Genomic DNA, 21,361 nt, shown 5'->3' with positions numbered 1-21,361 from the left:
GCGGGGCCCTTCTTCATGCGGAGAGCGTGTCAGCCGCCGATGGGGACGTTCGTCGTCGCGACGGGCTCGTCGTAGATCGCGGCGATCTCGTCGGCGAAGTCGTTCATGATGATGTTCCGCTTGATCGAGAGCTTCGGGGTCAGGTGGCCGGAGGCCTCCGTCCACTCGGAGTCGAGGATCGTGAACTTGCGGATCGACTCCGCACGCGAGACACGGGCGTTCGCGGCATCGACGGCGCGCTGCACCTCAGCACGCACTGCTTCGTTCTTCGCGGCATCCACGAGAGACATCGTCGCCTCCAGGCCGTTGTTGGCGAGCCAGGTGGGGAGCATCTCCGGGTCGAGCGTCACGAGCGCCGAGATGAACGGACGCTGGTCGCCGACGACCACGACCTGGCCGATGATCGGGTTCGCGCGGATGGGGTCCTCCAGCGCGGCGGGTGCGACGTTCTTGCCGCCGGCCGTGACGATGATCTCCTTCTTGCGGCCGGTGATCGTCAGGAAGCCCTCGGAGTCGAAGCTGCCGATGTCGCCGGTGTGGAACCAGCCGCCCTCGCTGAAGGCCTCGGCCGTGGCCTCGGGGTTGTTCCAGTACTCCTTGAACACGTTGATGCCGCGGACCTCGATCTCGCCGTCGTCTGCGAGGCGCACCCCGACGCCGGGGAGAGCAGGGCCGACCGTGCCGATCTTCGACTTGTCCGCCAGGTTCACCGTGGCGGGTGCGGTCGTCTCGGTCAGTCCGTAGCCCTCGAGGATCACCACGCCGAGGCTGTGGAAGAAGTGTCCGAGTCGCGCGCCGAGCGGTGCGGACCCCGAGACGGCATAGACGACGTTGCCGCCCATGGCCTCGCGGAGCTTGCTGTAGACGAGCTTGTTGAACAGGGCGAACTTGAGCTTCATCCCGAACGGGATCTTCTTGCCCTCTTCGAGCAGCTTCGAGTGCTCGATGGCGACGTCGGCGGCGGCACGGAAGATCTTGCCCTTGCCGCCCGCCTCCGCCTTCTGCTCCGCCGAGTTGTAGACCTTCTCGAACACGCGGGGGACCGCGAGGAGGAAGGTCGGCTTGAACGATCCGAGCGCCGGCAGGAGCTGGCGCGTGTCGGGCTGGTGGCCGGTGCGCACGCCCGCGTGGATGTCGAGGATCGAGATGAACCGGGCGAACACGTGCGCGGTCGTGATGAAGAGAAGCGTGGAGGCTCCCGGCGTCTGGACGACCTCATCCAGCGCCTTGGCCGAATTGCGGGACAGCTCGACGAAGTTGCTGTGCGTGAGCACGCACCCCTTGGGGCGCCCCGTGGATCCGGAGGTGTAGATGAGGGTCGCGATGTCGGAGCCGACAGCGAGACTGCGCCGGCGTTCGATCTCGGCGTCACTCACCGAGGCGCCCTGTGCGGTCAAGGTGTCGATGGCCCCGAGGTGCAGCTGCCATACCTCGCGGATCAGTGGGAGGTCGCCACGGACCTCGTCGACGCGGGCGAAGTGCTCTGGCGATTCCACGATGAGCGCGATCGCGCCGGAATCCTCGAGGATCCACTGGATCTGGGAGGGGGAGCTGGTCTCGTAGATCGGCACCATCACGGCACCGGTGTAGAAGAGCGCGAAGTCGACGAGCGTCCATTCGTACGTGGTGCGCGCGAGGAATCCGACCTTCTCGCCGGGCTGAATGCCGGCGGCGGCGAAGCCCTTCGCGAGAGCGACCACGACCGTCTGGAAGTCGGCGGCGGAGATGTCGCGCCAGCCTTCTCCCTCGGGGACCGAGAACAACGCCCGATCCGGGGTGGCTTCGACACGCTTCACCAGGAGGTCGGCGACGTTCGCGTCGGGATCGGCGGGGACGATCGCGGGGACTTCAAACTGGACCACGGCAGCTCCTTCGGTACCGGTCGGGCACGGACTTGCCTCCGAGTCTAAGGCATGGAACCGAGTCGCGCCCCAGGTGGAACTGGGTCGCGTGTACGAGTGAGGCGAGAAGACCGCTCCGACGGATGCCGGACGCGGCGCTAGACTTCACCACGATGTTCTACTGGCTGATGAAGTACGTGGTGATCGGCCCCGTGGTCAAGGCGGTGTTCCGCCCCTGGATCGTGGGGCGGAAGAACGTGCCCGCGAACGGTGCGGCGATCCTGGCGAGCAACCATCTCTCCTTCGCCGATTCCATCTTCCTTCCCCTGGTGATCGACCGGTCGATGTCCTTCCTCGCGAAGAGCGACTACTTCACCGGTCGTGGTCTCAAAGGCTGGGCAACCAAGTTCTTCATGAAGGCGACGGGACAGATCCCCATCGACAGGTCGGGGGGCAAGGCGTCCGAGGCCTCGCTGAACACGGGGCTTCAGGTGCTCGGGGGAGGCGACCTGCTCGGGATCTACCCCGAGGGGACGCGAAGCCCCGACGGCAAGCTGTATCGGGGCCGCACCGGGATCGCCAGGATGGCGCTCGAGGCGAAGGTCCCGGTGGTGCCGGTCATCATGGTCGACACAGACACGGCGATGCCCATCGGCCGGCGGCTGCCGCGCATCGTGCGCGTCGGCATCGTCATCGGGGAGCCTCTCGACTTCTCCCGATACGCGGGCATGGAGAACGATCGCTACATCCTGCGCTCGGTCACCGACGAGATCATGGTGGCCCTGCAGCGGCTCGGCGAGCAGAAGTACGAGGACGTCTACGCATCGACGGTCAAGGACCGGCTCCCGACCCGCGTCACATAGGCTTCGCGCGGATCTCGGCGGTATCCGCGACCACTAGGCTGGAACGCATGCTCCCGCACCACATCGAAGCCCTTGATGCATGGCGCTCGCTTCCCATCAAGCAGCAGCCGCAGTGGCCCGACGCGGACCGCGTCGCCGACGTCTCCCAGCAGATCGCCACCCTTCCACCGCTGGTCTTTGCCGGCGAGGTCGACAACCTCCGCGACAGGCTCGCCCGTGCGGCGTCCGGCCAGGCGTTCCTGCTCCAGGGCGGAGACTGCGCCGAGACCTTCGCGGGCGCGACGGCCGAGCAGATTCGCAACCGCATCAAGACGGTGCTGCAGATGGCCGTGGTGCTGACCTATGGCGCCTCGATGCCGATCGTGAAGATGGGCCGCATGGCCGGCCAGTTCGCCAAGCCGCGATCGAGCGACAACGAGACGCGCGGCGAGGTCACCCTGCCCGCGTACCGTGGCGACATCGTGAACGGGTACGACTTCACCGAGGGGTCCCGCACGGCGGACCCTGCTCGTCTGCTGCAGGGCTACCACACGGCGGCTTCCACGCTGAACCTGATCCGTGCGTTCACGCAGGGTGGCTTCGCCGATCTCCGCGAGGTGCACTCGTGGAACAAGGGCTTCGCACAGAACCCGGCCAACCAGCGCTACGAGCGCATGGCCGCCGAGATCGACCGTGCGATCAAGTTCATGGAGGCTGCGGGAGCAGACTTCGACGAGCTCAAGCGGGTCGAGTTCTTCACGGGGCACGAGGGTCTGCTCATGGACTACGAGCGCCCGATGACGCGTATCGACTCGCGCACGGACACGCCGTACAACACCTCTGCGCACTTCCTCTGGATCGGAGAGCGCACGCGTGAGCTCGATGGTGCGCACGTCGACTACTTCTCCAAGATCCGCAACCCCATCGGAGTGAAGCTCGGGCCGACCACGTCACCCGACACCGCACTCGCCCTGATCGACAAGCTCGATCCTGAACGTGAGCCCGGACGCCTGACCTTCATCACCCGCATGGGGGCGGGCAAGATCCGCGATGCTCTGCCGCCGCTGCTCGAAGCCGTACGCGACTCCGGAGCGCAGCCGCTGTGGGTCACCGACCCGATGCACGGCAACGGCATCACCACGCCGACCGGATACAAGACCCGTCGCTTCGACGACGTCGTCGACGAGGTGCGGGGCTTCTTCGAAGCGCACCGTGCGGTCGGCACATTCCCCGGCGGCATTCACGTCGAGCTCACCGGGGACGACGTCACCGAGTGCCTCGGCGGCTCCGAGCAGATCGACGAGGCCGCTCTGGCCACGCGCTACGAGAGCCTGTGCGACCCACGCCTGAACCACATGCAGTCGCTCGAGCTCGCCTTCCTGGTGGCCGAGGAGCTCGAGAAGCGCTGACGCTCCGTCGTCGAGACGAAGCGTCATAGACACGGAGAAAGCCGCCCTCCCGGAATGACCGGGGAGGGCGGCTTTCTCGTTGCTCGGTCCCCGTTCTCGCGGGGACCGTCAGCGGGACTCAGCCGCTCAGCTGAATCGACAGGTTCACCGTGCCACCGCGTGGGAGGGATTTGTCCGGGCCGGGATCCTGACCGGTGACCTTGGCCATCTCGGCGAAGCCCGGCAGATCGCCCCAGGCGGCGTAGGTCGATTTGAAGCCCTTGTCGGACAGGATCTTCTTGGCCTCGTTCAGTGTCTTGCCGGAGACATCCGGCACGGGGAACAGCTCCGGGCCTTTCGAGACGATGAGCTGCACGTTGTCGCCCGGCCGCCAATTGCCCTCTTCCGCACGATCGGCAACCCCGATGACCACGTCCTTCGCGACGTTGTCGCTGAAGGTGTACTGCGCGTCGGGAGTGACGGTGAGGCCCTTGTCGGTGAGCGTGGAGGTCGCCTCGCCGACCGACATGCCGGCGACGTCGGGGAAATCGCCGGCGGAGACATAGAGCTCCACCGTGTCGTCTTCGAAGATCTCGCAGCCGTCACCGCAGATGTAGGACTCTCCGCCCGCCCTCGGCGTGACATACGCGTTGATGACGATCCCGGCGTCGGCGTCGGAGAAGAGCAGGAGCGACTTGTCCGTGACATTGACGTTGAGGCCGGTGAGGTAATCGCGAGCGTCCTGCTCCGCACGACCGTTCAAGGGGTCGAGCGTGTGCGTGGCCGGTCCTGCCGAGACGATGACCGTGACGGAGGCGCCCTTGTCGAGTCGCGCACCTTCCGCCGGATCGGTTTCGATCACGGTCCCCGCGGGGATGTCGATCGAGAACTCGTCCTTCGGGACGGGTGCGAATCCGGCTTCCGTCAGCGTTGCGGCGGCGTCGTCGTATGTGCCCCCGGCGACGGCCGGGACGGCGATGAGCGACCCGGGGCCCGAGCCGAACCACCAGCCGACACCGCCGGCGAGCACCGCCAGCAGCAGCACGAGCGTGAGCAGGAATGCACCGCGCGCGCGGCGCTTGGACGCACGTCGACGCAGGAGCGTCGCGTTGTCGAGTGCGGCCGGGACCGGGGCCGTGGGGTCGGCGATCACCATGGTCCCCGGCATCACCTTGGTGAGGTCTCCGGAGTCGCCGTGGCTGTGCTGCGAGGCGGTGGATCTGGCCGCGGTAGGGGCGATGCCGAGGTCGCGTTCGATGTCTCTCAGGCGCTCGAGCATCTGCTGCGCATCGTCTGGCCGGTCGTCAGGCGACTTCTCCGTAGCCCAGAGCACGAGCTCGTCGAGTTGCTCCGGCACCGCGGGATTGCGCACGCTCGGCCGCGGCACCGACTCCGTGGCGTGCTGGAACGCGATCTGCATGGGCTGCTCACCCTTGTAGGGCTGCTCGCCGACCAGCATCTCGTACAGCATGATCCCGAGGGCGTAGATGTCGCTGCGGGCATCGGCGGTACCGCGGGTGACGAGCTCGGGGGCGAGGTAGGCGATCGTCCCCAGCAGCTGCTGCCCGGTCGCGGTGTTCGCGGTCGTCGCTCGCGCGAGTCCGAAGTCGCCGATCTTGATGCGACCGTCTTCAGCGAGGAGTACGTTCTCCGGCTTCACGTCCCGGTGCACGATCCCGGCCCGATGCGCGGCCGAGAGGCCTGCCAGGATCGCATCCATGATGGTGATGGTCTGCGGGATCGTGAGACGCTTCTGCTCTCGCAGGAGCTCGCGCAGCGTGATGCCGGGCAGATACTCCATCACGAGGTAGGCGAGCTCGCCGTCCTGTCCCTGGTCGAACACGTTCACGACGTGCGGATCCGCCAGACGTGCCGCAGACCTGGCCTCTTGGATGAAGCGGCTCTGGAAGGCCGAATCGTCGCTGAGGTGGGCGTGCATCACCTTGAGGGCGATGCGCCGCTCGAGTCGGAGGTCGGTCGCGACGTACACCGTCGCCATGCCGCCGCGAGCGATTCGCGCGCGTACACGGTAGCGGCCGTCGACAAGCCGCCCGATGAGGGGGTCGGCTTGCTGATTGGTCGTCACGTCAGAATTCTATGGAGAACTGCCTGAAAGACAGGGGAGCGGCTCACCCCTCGACCCTGTGGGTTTTCCCGAATGTCGTCACCCGTGGAGCGCGAGCCAGGCATAAGCTTGCGTCTCCCACTGTCCGTACTTGTCCGGGTAGGCCGAGATCTGGACCGCCTGCGCTGCTGCCGTGAAGGGCATGCCCTCCCAACCGGGGATGTCCAGGAGTCCGCGCGTCGCCGGTCCGTTCGGGTCGCTCTGGCCGCCGTAGAAAACGCGCGTGCTCCGGTCGGCGTCCATGATCTGGGCGGGTGTGCCCCACCCGGTGCTGGGGCGCTGCTGGAAGATGCCGAGCGAATCGCGGTCGCCCCAGTCGAGATTGCGCAGCCCCGATTCGACCATCCCGGTCGCGAGGGCGAGGGCGATCGCCCGATCGGAGACGCCGAGCTCGCGGCCGATGCGTATGATGAGCGCCGCGTTCGCCGCCTGCTCCGCGGTGAGTGTCGCCGCCTGCTGGCCGGCTGTGACAGGGACTGCCGCCGGGGCAGGCGCGGGTGCCGGTGCCCCTTGCAGGGAGAGAGTCTGGCCGGGATAGATGATCGACGAGGGACCGAGGCCATTCGCGGCGTACAGGGTCTGTGTCGTGGTGCCGTACTTCTGCGCGATGCCGAACAGTGTGTCTCCGGCCGCGACGGTGTGGGTCGCGGTGGATGCCGGAGCCGTTGCCGGAGCCGTTGGCGGCGCGGCTGCCACCGGCACCGCGGATCCGCCGACGACGAGGCTCTGGCCGGGGAAGATGACGGATGCGCGGGTGAGCCCGTTGGCCGACAACACGGCGTCGACGGTGGTCCCGTACCTCTGGGCTATGGCGTACACGGTGTCGCCGGCGACCACCTGGTGCGTGGACGCGGCTGTCGGGGCCGGAACCACTGCGGGGGTCGGAGCGACCGCGGGCGCGACGACGGCTGCCGGCTGGAGCGTCAGAGTCTCGCCCGGGTAGATCACCGAGCGCCAGGAGAGGCCGTTCCAGGTCAGGATGTCGACGACTCGCAGTCCGAAGCGCGTCGCGATCGCCGAAACCGTGTCTCCCGGTCGGACGACGTAGCTCGACGGCACCGACTCGGAAGGCACCACGCGGGCGGGGAGAAGACGTTGACGTTCGATGGGAGCGGTGTCTGCGGGCGAGGCCGCGCTGGCCGGTGCCGCAGCGAGTGTGGTCGCCAGGGCGCCGAGCACCACCGCAGGCACTCCGATCTGAAGGTGTCGCGTTCGACGCGTGGCGGTCTTGAGTATCAAGGCTTGCCCCCTTTTCGAGCTTTTCACGCTGACACGGATGTAAACAGAAGTCAACAGAAGTGACGCAAGTGAAGGATGTGACTGGAGCGTCGACATGCGACCGCCACGCAGAGGTGAGATAGTGGGCAACGTGTCTGAGAACGTTGCTGGATCCCCTGCCGCCGCTCCCACCGAGTGGTTGACGATGCCCGACCTCGTCGAGGTGCTCGACGAGCCCCTCGGGCGTGTGCGTCGCCTGATCGATGAGCACTACCTCGTCGGGTCGACCCGCAACGGAGCCTTCGCCGTGCCGTCGGTTTTCATCGTCGACGGCCACCCGCTGAGCTCTCTGCGCGGAACGGTGATCGTCCTGCAGGACGCCGGATTCACCGACGATGAGCTGATCGACTGGCTCCTCGCTGACGAGGAGAGCCTGGGTCGATCGCCGATCGAGGCGCTGCTGGCCGGACACAAGAGCTCGGTCCGACGCCTCGCACGCACGCTCGCCTGATCGGGCGCTGTCAGGACGAACGCACCGTGGCCGCGCGGGCGAGATCGCGCAGTTCGCCGACGGCGGCGTTGTCGAGCCGTGCGCCAGACAACGCGCGATCGGCCTCGCGGGCGTAGTCGGCGATCATCGCCTCCACCTGATCGAGTGCTCCCGAATCGGTGATGGTCGCCTGCAGGAACGACACCTGCTCCGGCGTCAGATCCGGGTCGCCCAGCATCTCGTCCAGGAGATTCCGCGTGGAGGTCTCGAGGGACTGCCTGGTGAGGGCGATCAGCACGGTGCGCTTGCCCTCGCGGAGGTCATCTCCGGCGGGCTTCCCCGTCACGGATGCGTCGCCGAACACGCCGAGCACGTCGTCCCGGAGCTGGAAGGCCATACCGATCGGGTGCCCGAACCGGCGAAGAGCCGCCGTCTGGTCCGCCTCGGCTCCCGCGAACGCGCCGCCGAGAATCAGGGGCTGCTCGATGCTGTACCTGGCTGACTTGAGAGAGGCCACGCGCAGTGCCCTCTCTGCATGAACGCTCCCGTCGTTCACGCTCCAGGCCGACTCCTCGGCGATGTCCAGGAACTGCCCGGTGGTCACATCCCTTCGCATCCTCGCGTACTCGGAACGCACGGTTCGCGCGTGCGGCTGTCCGTCGAGCGCCGATTCCAACAGGTCATCACTCCAGGCGACGAGGAGGTCTCCGAGGAGAATGGCCGCCGCCCGACCGAATGCTTCGGCATCTCCCGACCAGGCGGCGGTGCGGTGCGATGCCTCGAGCGCGCGGTGCGCGGCCGGACGGCCACGGCGGGTGTCGGAGTTGTCGATCAGGTCGTCGTGGACGAGCGCGGCTGACTGGAAGATCTCCAGTGCGGTGCACATGTCCCACAGCGCATCGGTCTCCGTCGCTTCACGGTCGTCGAACCTCGCGACGGCACGCCAACCCGCATGGCAGAAGCGCGCGCGAAGCCGCTTCCCTCCGTCGAGCGTGCCGGCGGCGGCGTCGAGAAAGGATGCCGCATCCGGGCCGTAGCCCGTCGCTTCGTCGCGCATCCGTGCGAGGAAACGATCGAGGTGCGCGGCGATGGCGTCGGGGACGGGGGAGGAGGACGGCACGACTCCCAGCATACGTAAAGCAAGAGGAGGTCGAACGGCTAGCCCCGAACGCCTCGGCGCGCGTAGAATGGAAGGCACGATACCCGAGGGGGACGAAATGCCACTCTCCGAACAGGAGCAGCGTCTGCTCGACGAGATGGAACGCCATCTCCTTCACAATGATGCCGACGTGGTCACCGCGCCGTCCGGCGATCGAGCATTGAGCTATCGAAATCTCGTCTACGGTGCGCTTCTCCTGCTCGCCGGCGTCGGCGGTCTGGTCGCCGGAGTGATCCTCGGTGGCGTGTGGGGCATCGTCGTCGGTGTCGTCGGCTTCGCCGCGATGCTCGCCGGTGTCATGGTTGCCGTCACTCCCGTGAGGCGAACGACGGCGTCGGAGCCTCGAGAACGTTCCGCCCCCAAGCGACAGGAGTCGGCCTCGTTCATGGATCGAATGAACGATCGTTGGGATCGCCGCCAGGACGGTCACTGACCTCCCTCACAACTTCTCGACAGAAGCCCGGATGCTGAGCATCCGGGCTTCTGTCGTTAACGGTGGTCGGGAGAAGGCTCCCTCTCCCTGAGCCGGCAGATCCCTCCACTCACCCTCCACCTTCCTCCACCGCGGGATTCCGCGGTTCTTCGGCGCGCGCATCAGCCTGCTCCGCGGTAGTCTGCGGATTGGTCGTAGGTATGTGGAGGAAAGTGGAGTAAAGTGGGGCGCACCTCGAGTTGGCCGGACGCAGAGGGGGTGGTGGCCGATGTTGCTGGGTACGCACTCACCGAAGCTGGACGACAAAGGACGGGTCATCCTTCCTGCGAAGTTCCGCGAGGACCTCGGCGGCGGCATCGTCGTCACGCGAGGCCAGGAACGGTGCCTCTACGTGTTCAGCACGGCCGAGTTCGAGGCGATGCACGAGCGGATCCGTCAGGCCCCGCTCGCGAACAAGCAGGCGCGTGACTTCATGCGACTGTTCCTCTCCGGAGCCAGCGCGGAGATGCCAGACAGCCAGAACCGCATCACGATCCCGGCGCACCTGCGTCAGTACGCAGGTCTGCAGAAGGAACTCATCGTCACCGGAGTCGGCGCCCACGCCGAGATCTGGGATGCCGAGAGCTGGAACGCCTACCTCGCCGCCGGCGAGGAGACCTACGCCGACCTCGAGCAGGAGGTGATTCCGGGACTCTTCTGACCACGGCTGTGATGCCCCGCCGCTCCCGCCCCGACACACTTCCCCGGTGCCGGGTCGAGAAGCGGAGGGGGATCAGAGCCGAAGGTCACCCCCGAGAGAGATCATGAACCTCCGAGACATCCACACCCCAGTACTGCTCGACCGCTGCGTCGAACTGCTCGCTCCCGCCCTCCAGGCGGACGGAGCGGTGCTCGTCGATGCCACCCTCGGCATGGGCGGCCACTCCGAGGCGCTGCTCGAACGCTTCCCGAACATCCGCCTGGTCGGACTCGACCGCGACACCGACGCGCTGCGCATCGCGGGGGAGCGGCTCGCTCGCTTCCGTGATCGCGTCACCCTCGTGCACACGGTGTACGACGAGATCGGCCTGCACGCGCAGGGGGCTTCGGGGATCCTGTTCGATCTCGGCGTCTCCTCCCTGCAGCTCGACGAGGCCGACCGCGGGTTCGCGTATTCGAAGGATGCTCCGCTCGACATGCGGATGGATCAGACGAAGGGTGTCACCGCAGCCGATGTGATCGCCACGTACAGCGAGGGGAACCTCCGCCGCATCTTCGAGCGCTACGGCGAGGAGAAGCTCGCCGGGCGCTACGCCCGCTTCATCATCGAGGCGCGTCAGAAGCAGCCGATCACGCGTTCCGGCGAGCTCGTCGAGATCCTGATCGCGGCGACACCCGCCGCGGCGCAACGCGCCGGTCACCCGGCCAAGCGCGTGTTCCAGGCGCTGCGCATCGAGGTGAACACCGAACTCAACGTGCTCGCCGACGCGATCCCCTCGGCCATGGACGCGCTCGACGTCGGAGGACGCATCGTCGTGATGTCGTATCAGTCGCTCGAGGATCGCCTCGTGAAGCAGGCGTTCGCCGCCGCATCCTCCTCGACCGCACCCGCCGGGCTTCCGGTCGAACTCCCCGAACATGCTCCGCGGTTCCGCATCCTGACCAAGGGTGCAGAACTCGCCGACGACGATGAGCGCGCGCGCAACCCGCGGGCGATCCCGGTGCGCCTGCGCGCCGCCGAGAAACTGCGGGAGAGCGCATGAGTCTGAATGCCGTCGTCCGCAAACCGGTCCAGCCGGTCGCGCCGGTCGCGCCGGACAGCACGCCGCAGCGGAAGCTGCAGCCGGTCACCCGTCCGGCGGTCCGTCGCAAGCCGAAGCTCGCGTACGCGCTCGTCGCGCTCGGCGGAGCGCTCGCGATCGGTGCCGCGCAGATCGGGCTGTCGCTCGCCATCACCCAGGACTCGTTCACGCTCGCCAGCCTCTCGTCGCAGCAGCGCGAATTGAACCTCAAGACCCACGCGCTCCAAGAAGAACTCACCGGTGTCAGCTCGCCCCAGGTGCTCGCGAGCGGCGCGGCCGGCCTCGGGATGGTGGTCGCCGGCTCGCCGTCGTATCTGCGCCTCAGCGATGGCGCCGTCTTCGGTACCGGGGCCGGTGCCGACTGGACGTCCACGGTGAACCCCGCCGGTGTCGGAGCCGTGAGCAACTCGCTCATCGTCGAACCGCCGCCGCCCCCCGCGGAGACCGAAGACGGGACGGCGGTGACGGAGCAACCCACGCAGGAACTCCCGCCGTCGATCACCGACGGCCTTCCCAGCCCCACGACGCACTGACACACACGATCGACGGAGAGATCCCATGACGACACGAGCCACCCGCGGACCGCGGCGACGCACCGTCGTCGCCCTCGCCGTGATCCTCTCGGTGCTGGTCGCCTTCGTGGTGCGGCTGGTCGACATCCAGGTGGTCAGCGCCGACGAACACGTATCCGAGTCCCTCGAGCACCTCGGGGCGAGCTCGGCCATCCCCGGACAGCGCGGGTCGATCGTCGATGCCTCCGGCACGGTCCTGGCCTCCAGCGTGATGGTCTACGACGCGCAGCTCAGCCCGCAGGTGATCATGCTGGTCGAGGAGAAGGATCCGAAGCTGCCGTGGGCCGAGGCCTCCGACAAGATCGCGGCCATCACCGGGCAGACCGGCGAGGAGGTTCGGGCGCTGGTGTCGAACGCCCTCGCGGAGAACCCGGACAGCCAGTACGCACCCCTCAAGAAGGGGTTGAACACCGAGCAGTACATGGCGCTACGGGACCTGGGAATCGGTTCCTATCTGTCACTGAAGGCGCGCGAGACGCGGGTGTACCCGAACGGCGCGGTCGCGGGCAACATCCTCGGCTTCCTCGACAACTCCGGCGAGGCACAAGCAGGCGTGGAGAAGCTCGACGACTCCTGCCTGGCTCCCGTCGACGGTGAAGAGACGTACCGCAAGGGCAAGGACGGGGTCGTGATCCCCGGGAGCGAGCGCACGGTCGATGCCGTGAACGGCGGCTCGGTGCAGCTGACCATCAACAGCGACCTCAACTGGTACCTGCAGCAGATGATCGCCGAAGAAGCGCAGACGCAGGGCGCCAAGGGCGGCACGGTCACGGTCGTCGAGGTGAAGACGGGGAAGATCCGCGCCGCGGCCGAGTGGCCGGCACTGGACCCGAACGATCTCGATGCCTCGACACCGGCGACCAGGGCCAGCCAGATCTTCCACCGCGACTTCGAGCCCGGATCGACCTTCAAGGCCGTCACTGCCGCTGCGGCCATCGAGGGCGGGGGTCTGACCCCTCTCAGCACGGTCAGCGCTTCCTCTCGCGAGAAGTTCCCGAACGGCGCCGTCGTCAACGATGCGTTCAGCCACCCCGCCTACAACTACACGCTCGCCGGCGGACTCATCGACTCGTCGAACGTCGCGCTGTCGAAGTTCGGCACCATGGTGAGCCCTGAGGTGCGTTACGACTACCTCGAGCGGTTCGGCGTCGGCGACAAGACGCTCGACTTCCCGTCCGAGGTCGGGGGAATCCTGCACCCGGTCAAGGACTGGGACAACCAGTCGCTGTACACGACCACGTTCGGGCAGTACTTCACCGTGACGGCCGCCCAGCTCGCCGGCGCCTACCAGGCGATCGCGAACGGCGGCGAGAAGATCGACCTCTCGCTCGTCGAGTCGTGCACCGGGGCCGACGGCACGGTCACCGCACCGGCCGATCCGAAGCATGAGCAGATCATCCAGGAGCAGACGGCCGCCGAGCTCACCCGGATGCTGGAGAACGTGGCAGTGCAGGGCGGCAACGCCGAGCGCATCCAGGTTCCCGGTTACCGCGTGACCAGCAAGACCGGTACGGCTCAGGTCTCCGACGGGAACGGCGGCTACAAGGCCGGGGTGTACTACACCAGCATGGTGGGCTTCGCGCCGGTCGACGATCCGCAGTACGTCGTCGTGGTCACCCTCGACGAGCCGACTAAGGTTGTATCGTCCGCGGCCACCGCATCCGCCTTCCAGAAGGCGATGACGCAGGTGATGAAGACCTATCGCGTGATGCCGTCCTCTGTCCCGATGGACGAGCTCCTCCCCAAGTTCGGATAGTCGGCGAGAGCCGCGCATGGAGATGACATGATCGCCCTGACGCTCGCTGAGATCACCGCCGCAGTCGGAGGTGATCTGCGCGTGGCCGGAGAAGACACGGCCGAGACCGTGGTCGACGGTCTCGTCGACACCGATTCACGCACGATGGGCCCGGGCACGATCTTCGTGGCCAAGCCCGGCGCCGAGACCGACGGACACCGCTTCGTCGGGCCCGCCGCCGAGGCAGGCGCCGTGCTGGCAATCGTCGAGCACCCCGTCGACGTCGCCATCACTCAGATCGTCGTACCGGATGCGGTCGCAGCTCTCGGCGCGCTCGCGAAGGAGGTCGTCGCGCGCGTCCGTGCCGGCGGAGACCTTCGCATCGTCGGCATCACCGGATCGAACGGCAAGACCACCACCAAGAACTTCCTCGCACGCATCCTCGAAGGCGAAGGCGAGACCGTCGCCCCCGTGAAGTCGTTCAACAACGAGGTCGGCGCTCCCGTCACCATGCTCCGCGTCACCGAGAGCACCCGGTTCCTCGTGAGCGAGTTCGGCGCTGCGGCACCGGGGAGCATCGCTCACCTCGCCGGCCTCGTCGAGCCGGACGTCGCCGTCGTGCTGATGGTCGGCATGGCGCACGCCGGCGGATTCGGCGGGATCGAGGCGACCGCGAAGGCGAAGGCCGAACTCGTCGCCGCGGCTCGTGTGCCCGGAACTGCAGTTCTCAACGTCGACGACCCCCGGGTCGCCGCCATGCGCGAACTCGCGGACTCCCGCGGGCTGCGCACGGTCGGCTTCGGCCAGGGACCAACGGCCGACGTGCGCGCGCACGACATCGAGGTGTCGGCATCCGGCACCTCGTGCGCGGTCGAGGTCGACGGGCAGCGCTTGTCCCTGCGGCTCCAGGTGCTCGGTGCGCACCACATCTCCAACGCGCTGGCTGCGATCGCCGCAGCGCTCGTGCTCGGTGTCGCGCCCGCGGAGGCCGTCGAGCGCCTCGAGACGGTCGAGATCGCGGAGCGGTGGCGCATGCAGCCGCTGGGCAACGACCGCGTCCGGATCATCAACGACGCGTACAACGCCAGCCCGGACTCGATGGCCGCCGCCCTGCGCACACTTGCCCAGATCACGGGCCCCGGGGAGCGCACGGTCGCGGTGCTCGGTGCCATGAGCGAGCTCGGCGAGAGCGCAGGGGAGGAGCACGACCGCATCGGGTTGCTCGCGGTGCGCCTCAACATCCAGCGGATCGTCGTCGTCGGACCCGAGGCGAGGCGCCTCTATCTCGCCGCGGTCGGTGAGGGCTCCTGGGACAGCGAGGCTGTCCATCTTCCTGACCAGGACGCCGCGTTCGAGTATCTCCGCACCGAGCTTCGCGACGGCGACCGCGTGCTCGTGAAGTCATCCAACTCCGTGGGCCTCCGGCATCTCGGCGATCGTCTGGGAGAATTGTTCTCGTGAGGTCTCTCATCATGTCGGCGGCGATCTCGCTCGCCTTCACCCTGTTCCTGACTCCCGTCTTCCTCCGGCTCTTCCGGAAGTGGGGCTGGGGGCAGGTCATCCGCACCCCGGAATCCGTCCACAACCCGAGCCATGAGGCCAAGCGCGGCACGCCCACGATGGGTGGCGTCATCTTCATCGTCGGCTCAATGGTCGGCTACTTCACCGGTGTGCTCGTGAGCGGTGAGGTGCCTGCGCTCTCCGCGCTGCTCGTGATCTGGCTGATGGTCGGATTCGGCGCCGTCGGGTTCATCGACGACTACATGAAGGTGCGCAGCCAGCGCAGCCTCGGGCTGTCGGGCTGGCGCAAGGTGATCGGCCAGCTGCTGGTCATCATCCCTTTCGGCATCGTCGCTCTGAACTTCCCGAACAAGTGGGGACAGACACCGGCGAGTTCTGCGATCTCGCTGTTCCGCGACATCACCTGGCTCAATCTCTTCGCGTTCGGCGTGGTGCTCGGCTGGATCCTCTACCTCGTATGGATCTCGATCATCGGCGTCGCGACCTCGAACAGCGTGAACTTGACCGACGGTCTCGACGGCCTCGCCGCCGGAGCCGGAGTCATCGTCGTCGGCGCCTACAGCGTGATCGCCTTCTGGCAGTTCAAGCAGCCCTGCATCGGCGGCGATCCCGACGCCCTCGGCGGATGCTATGAAGTGCGCGACCCGTTCAACCTGGCGATCATCGCCGCCTCGTTCGCCGCCAGTCTGATCGGATTCCTGTGGTGGAACGCACCCAAGGCGAAGGTCTTCATGGGCGACGTCGGTTCGATGGCGATCGGCGGAGTGATCACCGCGATGGCGATCCTGACCCGCACCGAACTCCTCCTGCTCGTGATCGCCGGCGTCTTCGTCCTGTCCTCCGGGTCGGTCATCCTGCAGCGCGGGTACTTCAAGATCACGCGCGGCAAGCGTCTGTTCCTGATGAGTCCCTTCCACCATCACCTCGAGATGCGCGGCTGGTCCGAGGTCACCATCGTGGTGCGGATGTGGATCATCGCCGGTCTGCTCGCCGTCTCGGCCGTCGGACTCTTCTACGTCGAATGGCTGACCCGTGTCGACTGATCGTCTGGCCGGGCTGACGAGCTGGAACGCCGACTGGAGCGGCCTGCGAGTCGCCGTGCTCGGACTCTCCATGACCGGGTTCTCGGTGGCCGACACGCTGGCCGAGCTCGGCGCCGACGTGCTCGTGCTGAGCGAGTCCGCCGAGGAGGAGTACGAACGTCTGCTCCCGGTGATCGGCGCCAGGCTCGAACTGGGTTCGCTCGCTGAGGTCCCTTCAGCGCTCGTCGAGTTCGACCCCGAGGTGGTCATCGCCTCGCCGGGCTTCTCTCCGTCGCATCCGCTCATCCGCTGGGCGCAGGACTCCGGTGTCGCGATCTGGGGCGATGTCGAACTCGCGTGGCGCGTGCGGGACAAGGTCGTCCGCGCCGATGGTACGCCGGCGGACTGGGTGCTCATCACCGGGACGAACGGCAAGACCACGACGACCCAGCTGACGGCGACCCTGCTCGTCGCGGGGGGTCTGCGGGCGGCTCCGTGCGGCAACATCGGCGTGCCGGTGCTCGATGCCGTGCGCGACCCCGCCGGGTTCGACGTGCTCGTGGTCGAACTCTCCAGCCACCAGCTGTGGTACCTCGGACAGTCGAGCGCCGAGGGGGAGCTGTTCCCCCACGCGTCCGTGTGCCTCAACCTCGCGGACGACCACCTCGTCTGGCATGGAAGCGCGCAGGCCTATCGCGACGCGAAGGCCGTGGTGTACCGCAACACCCGGGTCGCGTGCGTCTACAACAAGGCGGACGAGGCCACGCGACGGATGGTCGAAGAGGCGGAGGTCGTCGAGGGTGCCCGCGCGATCGGCTTCGATCTCGGCATCCCCGGCCCCAGCGACCTCGGTGTGGTCGAGGGGCTGCTCGTCGACCGAGCGTTCCTCGACGATCGCTCGCGCAGCGCTCTCGAGCTGACGACCGTCGCCGACCTCGACGCTGTGGGTCTCGCCGCTCCCCACATCGTGCAGAACATCCTCGCCGCGAGTGCCCTGGCACGCTCGCTCGGCGTCGAGCCGGAGGCGATCCACACCGCTCTGCAGTCTTTCCGCCTCGATCCGCACCGCATCCAGGTGGTCGCCCGGCATCGCGGTATCACCTGGGTCGATGACTCCAAGGCGACGAACCCGCACGCCGCCGCGTCCTCACTGCGCGCGTATCCCGGCGCGGTGTGGGTGCTCGGCGGGGATCTGAAGGGCGTCGACATCTCCGATCTGGTCGCCGAGGTGGGTACGACGGCTCGTGCAGCCGTCGTGATCGGGGTCGAGCGCTCCACCGTGGTGACGGCATTCCAGCGACACGCGCCCGGGGTGCCGGTGTTCGAGGTGGATGCTGGCGAGACTGGACAGGTCATGAACCGTGTCGTGGAGATCGCCGCGGGAATCGTCGACGACGAGGGAACAGTCCTGCTGGCCCCCGCGGCGGCATCCTTCGATCAGTTCTCCGGCTACGCGGAACGGGGCCATCGCTTCGCCGAGGCGGTGCGGGACTGGATCGACCGGGGGAGCGCCGATGACACAGGTATCCCGCCCTCCGCGCTCTGAGTCGGGCGGCCTCGCGGCCAGGGTCTCGCTCGGGCGCCGGTTCACGCCGGTGTCGACCGAATTCCTACTCATCGCGTCGACCGCTCTGCTGCTCACTCTCTTCGGCCTCGTCATGGTGCTGTCGGCGACCAGCGCGACCGCCGTCTCCAAGGGTGTCAATCCCATGGACGGTGTGCTCCGCCAAGGAGTCTTCGCGCTCCTCGGCATCCCCCTGATGTTCCTGATCAGCCGCCTGCCGGTCGATTTCCTCAAGCGGATGGCATGGCCCGCGCTGTTCGGCGCCGTGGCGCTGCAGATGCTCGTCTTCACGCCGTTGGGGATCGAAGACGGTGGAAACCGGAACTGGATCAGAATCGCCGGCTTCACGCTGCAGCCGTCGGAGTTCCTGAAGCTCGCTCTCGCCCTATGGATCGCGGCCGTGCTGTTGCGCAAGCGCACGATGCTCGGCACCTGGCACCACGTCTTCATCCCTGTGATCCCCGTGGGAGCCCTTGCGATCGGCACCGTCCTCGCGGGTAAGGACCTCGGCACCGCGATGGTGCTGGTGCTCATCCTTCTGGGGTGCCTCTTCTTCTCGGGGGTCAAGCTCCGACTGTTCATCATCCCGCTGATCCTCGGCGTCATCGCCGTGCTCGCCTATGCGCTGTCGAGCGAAGACCGCATGCGGCGCATCACGGCGACCTGCGACAACATGGCGCTGTACTACACGGATTGCTATCAGTCGATCCACGGGATCTGGGGGATGGCCACCGGGGGCATCTTCGGTCTCGGACTCGGCAATTCCCAGGAGAAGTACGGGTGGCTTCCCGCTGCGGGCAACGACTTCATCTTCGCGATCGTCGGGGAGGAGCTGGGCCTGATCGGCTGCATCGTCGTGCTCGCCCTGTTCACGTTCTTCACGATCGGCGCGTTCCACATCATCCGCAAGACGCCGGACCCCTTCATCCGGGTGGCGGCCGGCGGTATCACCGTGTGGATCGTCGGCCAGGCCGTGATGAACGTCGGCGTCGTCATCGGCGTCTTCCCGGTGATGGGCGTTCCGCTCCCGTTCATGTCCCAGGGCGGCACGGCCCTGCTCGCAGTGCTGATCGCGTGCGGTGTGCTGCTCGCGTTCGCGCGCACGATCCCCGTGACCGAGAAGCAGCCAGCCGAGCGGGGTAGGGTCACGAGGTGACTTCGTATCTCCTCGCCGGCGGTGGCACCGCCGGCCATGTCAATCCCCTGCTCGCCGTCGCGGACGGTCTCCGCGCACGCGATGCCGAAGCCGCCGTGCTCGTGCTCGGCACGGCCGAGGGACTCGAGTCCCGTCTCGTCCCCGCGCGCGGCTACGAGCTTCTGATCGTCGACAAGGTTCCTTTTCCCCGGCGACCGAACAGGCAGGCCTTGGCCTTCCCCGGCCGATTCCGTCGTGCCGTCGCCCAGGTACGCGGTCACATCCGTCGGCACGGCATCGACGTGGTCGTCGGCTTCGGCGGGTACGCCTCCGCGCCGGCGTACGTGGCGGCTCGTCGTGAGGGGGTGCCGTTCGTGGTGCACGAGGCCAACGCCAAGCCGGGGCTCGCGAACGTGCTCGGTGCGCGCCGTGCTGCCGCGGTCGGCGTCGCGTTCGAGGGCACCCCGCTTCGTGGCGGTCAGGTGGTCGGCATGCCTCTGCGTCAAGAGGTCATCGCGCTCGACCGCGCGGCGTCACGTGCGGAGGCGGCGGAGTGCTTCGGCCTCGACGCCGAGCGCCCCGTCCTCCTCGTCTTCGGCGGCTCGCTGGGCGCTCAGCGACTCAACGAGGCGCTCGCGGACTCGTGGCGGGACATCCTGGATGCCGGGTGGCAGCTGCTGCATGTGACGGGGGAGCGCAGCGACCTCGCCGACCCCGGCGTCGAGGGCTATGCCCTGCATCGCTACGTCGACCGCATGGATCTGGCCTTCGCCGTGGCCGATCTGATCGTCTCCCGTTCCGGGGCAGCGACCGTGAGCGAGATCAGCGCGCTGGGTATCCCCGCTCTCTACGTCCCGTACTCCGTGGGCAACGGTGAGCAGCGCCTGAACGCCGCCTCCGCTGTCGCCGCGGGGGCCGCAGAGCTCCTCGACGATGCGACCTTCGACGGAGACGCGGTGCGGCGCATCGTCGTGCCGCTGCTCGGAGACCGGGAGCGGATCGCGCGGATGGCGGCCGCCGCTGAGACCGCCGGCACCCGCAGCGGCACCGAGAATGTCATCACCCTCATCGACCGCGCGCTCGTCGCCGTCTGACGCGGTCGACGAGACCGAAGAAAAGTAGACTGAAGCGGACATGATCAGACCCGACCTCTCCCTCCCCATTCCCGAGACGATCACCTCCGCGCACTTCATCGGCATCGGCGGTTCCGGCATGAGCGGTCTCGCGAAGATGTTCCTCGACGCCGGTATCCGCGTCTCCGGAAGCGACCGTGCCGACAGCGACAACCTGCGCGCATTGGCCGCCGCGGGAGCGACGGTGCACGTGGGCCACGACGCGGCCCACCTCGGCGATGCCGACACGGTCGTGCACACCGGAGCCATCTGGCCGGAGAATCCCGAATTCGTGACGGCGAAGGACCGTGGACTCCACGTGATCCACCGGTCGCAGGCACTGCACTGGCTGATCGGTTCCCGCCGCCTGGTCTCGGTCGCGGGCGCGCACGGGAAGACGACCTCGACCGGCATGATCGTCACCGCGCTGCGTGAGCTCGGTGCTGACCCGCACTTCGTCAACGGCGGTGTGATCGAGCAGCTCGGCACGTCGAGCTCGACGGGATCCGGCGACCTCTTCGTCATCGAGGCCGATGAATCCGACGGAACGTTCCTGCTGTACGACACCGCGGTCGCGTTGATCACCAACGTGGACCCGGACCACCTCGATCACTACGGTTCGGAGGAGGCCTTCCACCAGGCGTTCGTGCAGTTCGCGGACGCCGCGACCGAGGCCGTGGTGATCTCCAGCGACGACGCCGGGGCGCTGCGGGTCGGTGCCGGGCTCTCGCATCCGAACGTGCTCACCTTCGGTCAGGCGGAGAGTGCGGATGTGCGGGTGACCGACATCGTCGCCGCCGGTCCCGTCGCCGCCACGCTGACGCACGGTGACGAGCAGGCGCGGATGCAGCTCGCCGTCCCCGGCGTGCACAACGCGATCAACGCGGCCGGAGCCGTGACGGTTCTGCGCGCGCTCGGCCACCCTCTCGTCGACGCTGTTCGCGCTGTCGAGGGTTTCGCGGGCACCGTGCGTCGCCTGGAGCAGCACGGTGTCGAGCGTGGCGTCACGGTGTACGACGACTACTCGCACCACCCGACGGAGGTGCAGGCCGCGCTCGAGGCGATGCGCAGCATCGCGGGGCCGGGACGGATCATCGCCATCCAGCAGCCCCACACGTACTCCCGCACGCAGCATATGTACCAGGAGTTCGCCGACGTGCTCGAGAAGTTCGCCGATCACACGGTGATGCTCGATGTGTACGGTGCCAGAGAAGATCCCGTACCCGGTGTCACCGGTGAGCTGGTGAGCGGTGCGTTCCGAGACCCGTCCCACGTGCACTACGTCGCGGACTGGCAGCAAGCCGCCGACTACACCGCGACCGTCGCACGAGAGGGTGACTTCGTCGTCACGCTCGGCTGCGGCAACGTCTACCAGATCATCCCGCAGGTCCTGGACTCGCTGCGTCGGACCGACGAGGCGTAG

The 21,361-nt window shown here is 67.6% G+C and carries 18 protein-coding genes; 14 read left to right on the top strand and 4 right to left on the bottom strand.

Translation table 11 applies throughout. The annotated features are described in order from the left end of the window. Window positions 1-29: 29 nt before the first annotated feature. Window positions 30-1,862 (bottom strand): AMP-dependent synthetase/ligase, encoded by a 1,833-nt coding sequence (locus ACFVWL_RS17900; protein ID WP_387185701.1) that lies wholly within the window; start codon window positions 1,860-1,862, stop codon window positions 30-32. Between the two features lie 152 nt (window positions 1,863-2,014). On the opposite strand from ACFVWL_RS17900, the gene ACFVWL_RS17895 reads away from it, so the two are divergent. Beyond that, window positions 2,015-2,704, top strand: coding sequence for a lysophospholipid acyltransferase family protein (locus ACFVWL_RS17895; protein WP_387185699.1), 690 nt, complete (start codon window positions 2,015-2,017; stop codon window positions 2,702-2,704). Between the two features lie 47 nt (window positions 2,705-2,751). Further along, the gene (locus ACFVWL_RS17890; RefSeq protein ID WP_387185696.1) at window positions 2,752-4,092 is read left to right on the top strand and encodes a class II 3-deoxy-7-phosphoheptulonate synthase; all 1,341 of its coding nucleotides are present in this window, start codon (window positions 2,752-2,754) and stop codon (window positions 4,090-4,092) included. Window positions 4,093-4,210: 118 nt separating this feature from the next. Here ACFVWL_RS17890 and pknB read toward each other — a convergent pair whose 3' ends face one another. Both pknB and ACFVWL_RS17880 read right to left on the bottom strand, forming a co-directional pair. Then, a complete protein-coding gene (gene pknB / locus ACFVWL_RS17885; RefSeq protein WP_387185693.1) occupies window positions 4,211-6,157 on the bottom strand; it encodes a Stk1 family PASTA domain-containing Ser/Thr kinase in 1,947 nt (648 codons plus the stop codon). 78 nt (window positions 6,158-6,235) lie between these two features. Beyond that, window positions 6,236-7,435, bottom strand: a complete 1,200-nt coding sequence (locus ACFVWL_RS17880) for a LysM peptidoglycan-binding domain-containing protein (protein ID WP_387185690.1) — start codon at window positions 7,433-7,435, stop codon at window positions 6,236-6,238. A 121-nt stretch (window positions 7,436-7,556) separates the two neighbouring features. Between ACFVWL_RS17880 and ACFVWL_RS17875 the strand changes: the two genes are divergently transcribed. Then, window positions 7,557-7,925, top strand: coding sequence for an Rv2175c family DNA-binding protein (locus ACFVWL_RS17875; protein WP_387185687.1), 369 nt, complete (start codon window positions 7,557-7,559; stop codon window positions 7,923-7,925). A gap of 10 nt (window positions 7,926-7,935) precedes the next feature. Here ACFVWL_RS17875 and ACFVWL_RS17870 read toward each other — a convergent pair whose 3' ends face one another. After that, the gene (locus tag ACFVWL_RS17870; protein WP_387185684.1) at window positions 7,936-9,024 is read right to left on the bottom strand and encodes a polyprenyl synthetase family protein; all 1,089 of its coding nucleotides are present in this window, start codon (window positions 9,022-9,024) and stop codon (window positions 7,936-7,938) included. Window positions 9,025-9,121: 97 nt separating this feature from the next. Between ACFVWL_RS17870 and ACFVWL_RS17865 the strand changes: the two genes are divergently transcribed. From ACFVWL_RS17865 to murC, 11 genes are all read left to right on the top strand, one after another. After that, complete coding sequence (locus ACFVWL_RS17865; protein ID WP_387185681.1) at window positions 9,122-9,496, top strand: DUF3040 domain-containing protein; 375 nt, start codon at window positions 9,122-9,124, stop codon at window positions 9,494-9,496. Between the two features lie 268 nt (window positions 9,497-9,764). After that, window positions 9,765-10,196 carry a division/cell wall cluster transcriptional repressor MraZ gene (mraZ, locus tag ACFVWL_RS17860; protein ID WP_091234647.1) on the top strand — a complete coding sequence of 144 codons (432 nt, stop codon included), beginning with the start codon at window positions 9,765-9,767 and terminating at the stop codon, window positions 10,194-10,196. Window positions 10,197-10,299: 103 nt separating this feature from the next. After that, a complete protein-coding gene (gene rsmH, locus ACFVWL_RS17855; protein WP_387185679.1) occupies window positions 10,300-11,238 on the top strand; it encodes a 16S rRNA (cytosine(1402)-N(4))-methyltransferase RsmH in 939 nt (312 codons plus the stop codon). Then, entirely contained in the window at window positions 11,235-11,810 is a 576-nt protein-coding gene (locus ACFVWL_RS17850; RefSeq protein WP_387185676.1) for a hypothetical protein, read from the top strand. The genes rsmH and ACFVWL_RS17850 overlap by 4 nt, the downstream gene beginning before the upstream one ends. 25 nt (window positions 11,811-11,835) lie before the next feature. Next, window positions 11,836-13,605 carry a peptidoglycan D,D-transpeptidase FtsI family protein gene (locus ACFVWL_RS17845; protein ID WP_387185673.1) on the top strand — a complete coding sequence of 590 codons (1,770 nt, stop codon included), beginning with the start codon at window positions 11,836-11,838 and terminating at the stop codon, window positions 13,603-13,605. A 27-nt stretch (window positions 13,606-13,632) separates the two neighbouring features. Then, on the top strand, window positions 13,633-15,045 hold the full coding sequence (murF, locus tag ACFVWL_RS17840) for a UDP-N-acetylmuramoyl-tripeptide--D-alanyl-D-alanine ligase (protein WP_387185670.1): 1,413 nt from the start codon (window positions 13,633-13,635) through the stop codon (window positions 15,043-15,045). Continuing rightward, window positions 15,042-16,148, top strand: coding sequence for a phospho-N-acetylmuramoyl-pentapeptide-transferase (gene mraY / locus ACFVWL_RS17835; RefSeq protein WP_387185666.1), 1,107 nt, complete (start codon window positions 15,042-15,044; stop codon window positions 16,146-16,148). Before murF ends, mraY begins: the two co-directional genes overlap by 4 nt. Then, on the top strand, window positions 16,138-17,673 hold the full coding sequence (gene murD / locus ACFVWL_RS17830) for a UDP-N-acetylmuramoyl-L-alanine--D-glutamate ligase (RefSeq protein WP_387185663.1): 1,536 nt from the start codon (window positions 16,138-16,140) through the stop codon (window positions 17,671-17,673). Before mraY ends, murD begins: the two co-directional genes overlap by 11 nt. After that, on the top strand, window positions 17,642-18,847 hold the full coding sequence (gene ftsW / locus ACFVWL_RS17825; RefSeq protein WP_387185661.1) for a putative lipid II flippase FtsW: 1,206 nt from the start codon (window positions 17,642-17,644) through the stop codon (window positions 18,845-18,847). The genes murD and ftsW overlap by 32 nt, the downstream gene beginning before the upstream one ends. Further along, a complete protein-coding gene (locus ACFVWL_RS17820; protein WP_387185659.1) occupies window positions 18,844-19,920 on the top strand; it encodes a glycosyltransferase in 1,077 nt (358 codons plus the stop codon). Before ftsW ends, ACFVWL_RS17820 begins: the two co-directional genes overlap by 4 nt. Window positions 19,921-19,960: 40 nt before the next feature. Further along, window positions 19,961-21,361 (top strand): UDP-N-acetylmuramate--L-alanine ligase, encoded by a 1,401-nt coding sequence (murC, locus tag ACFVWL_RS17815; protein ID WP_387185657.1) that lies wholly within the window; start codon window positions 19,961-19,963, stop codon window positions 21,359-21,361.

Source organism: Microbacterium sp. NPDC058269 (assembly GCF_042881445.1).
Taxonomy (GTDB): domain Bacteria; phylum Actinomycetota; class Actinomycetes; order Actinomycetales; family Microbacteriaceae; genus Microbacterium.
This window is presented reverse-complemented; position numbering and strand designations above follow the sequence as displayed.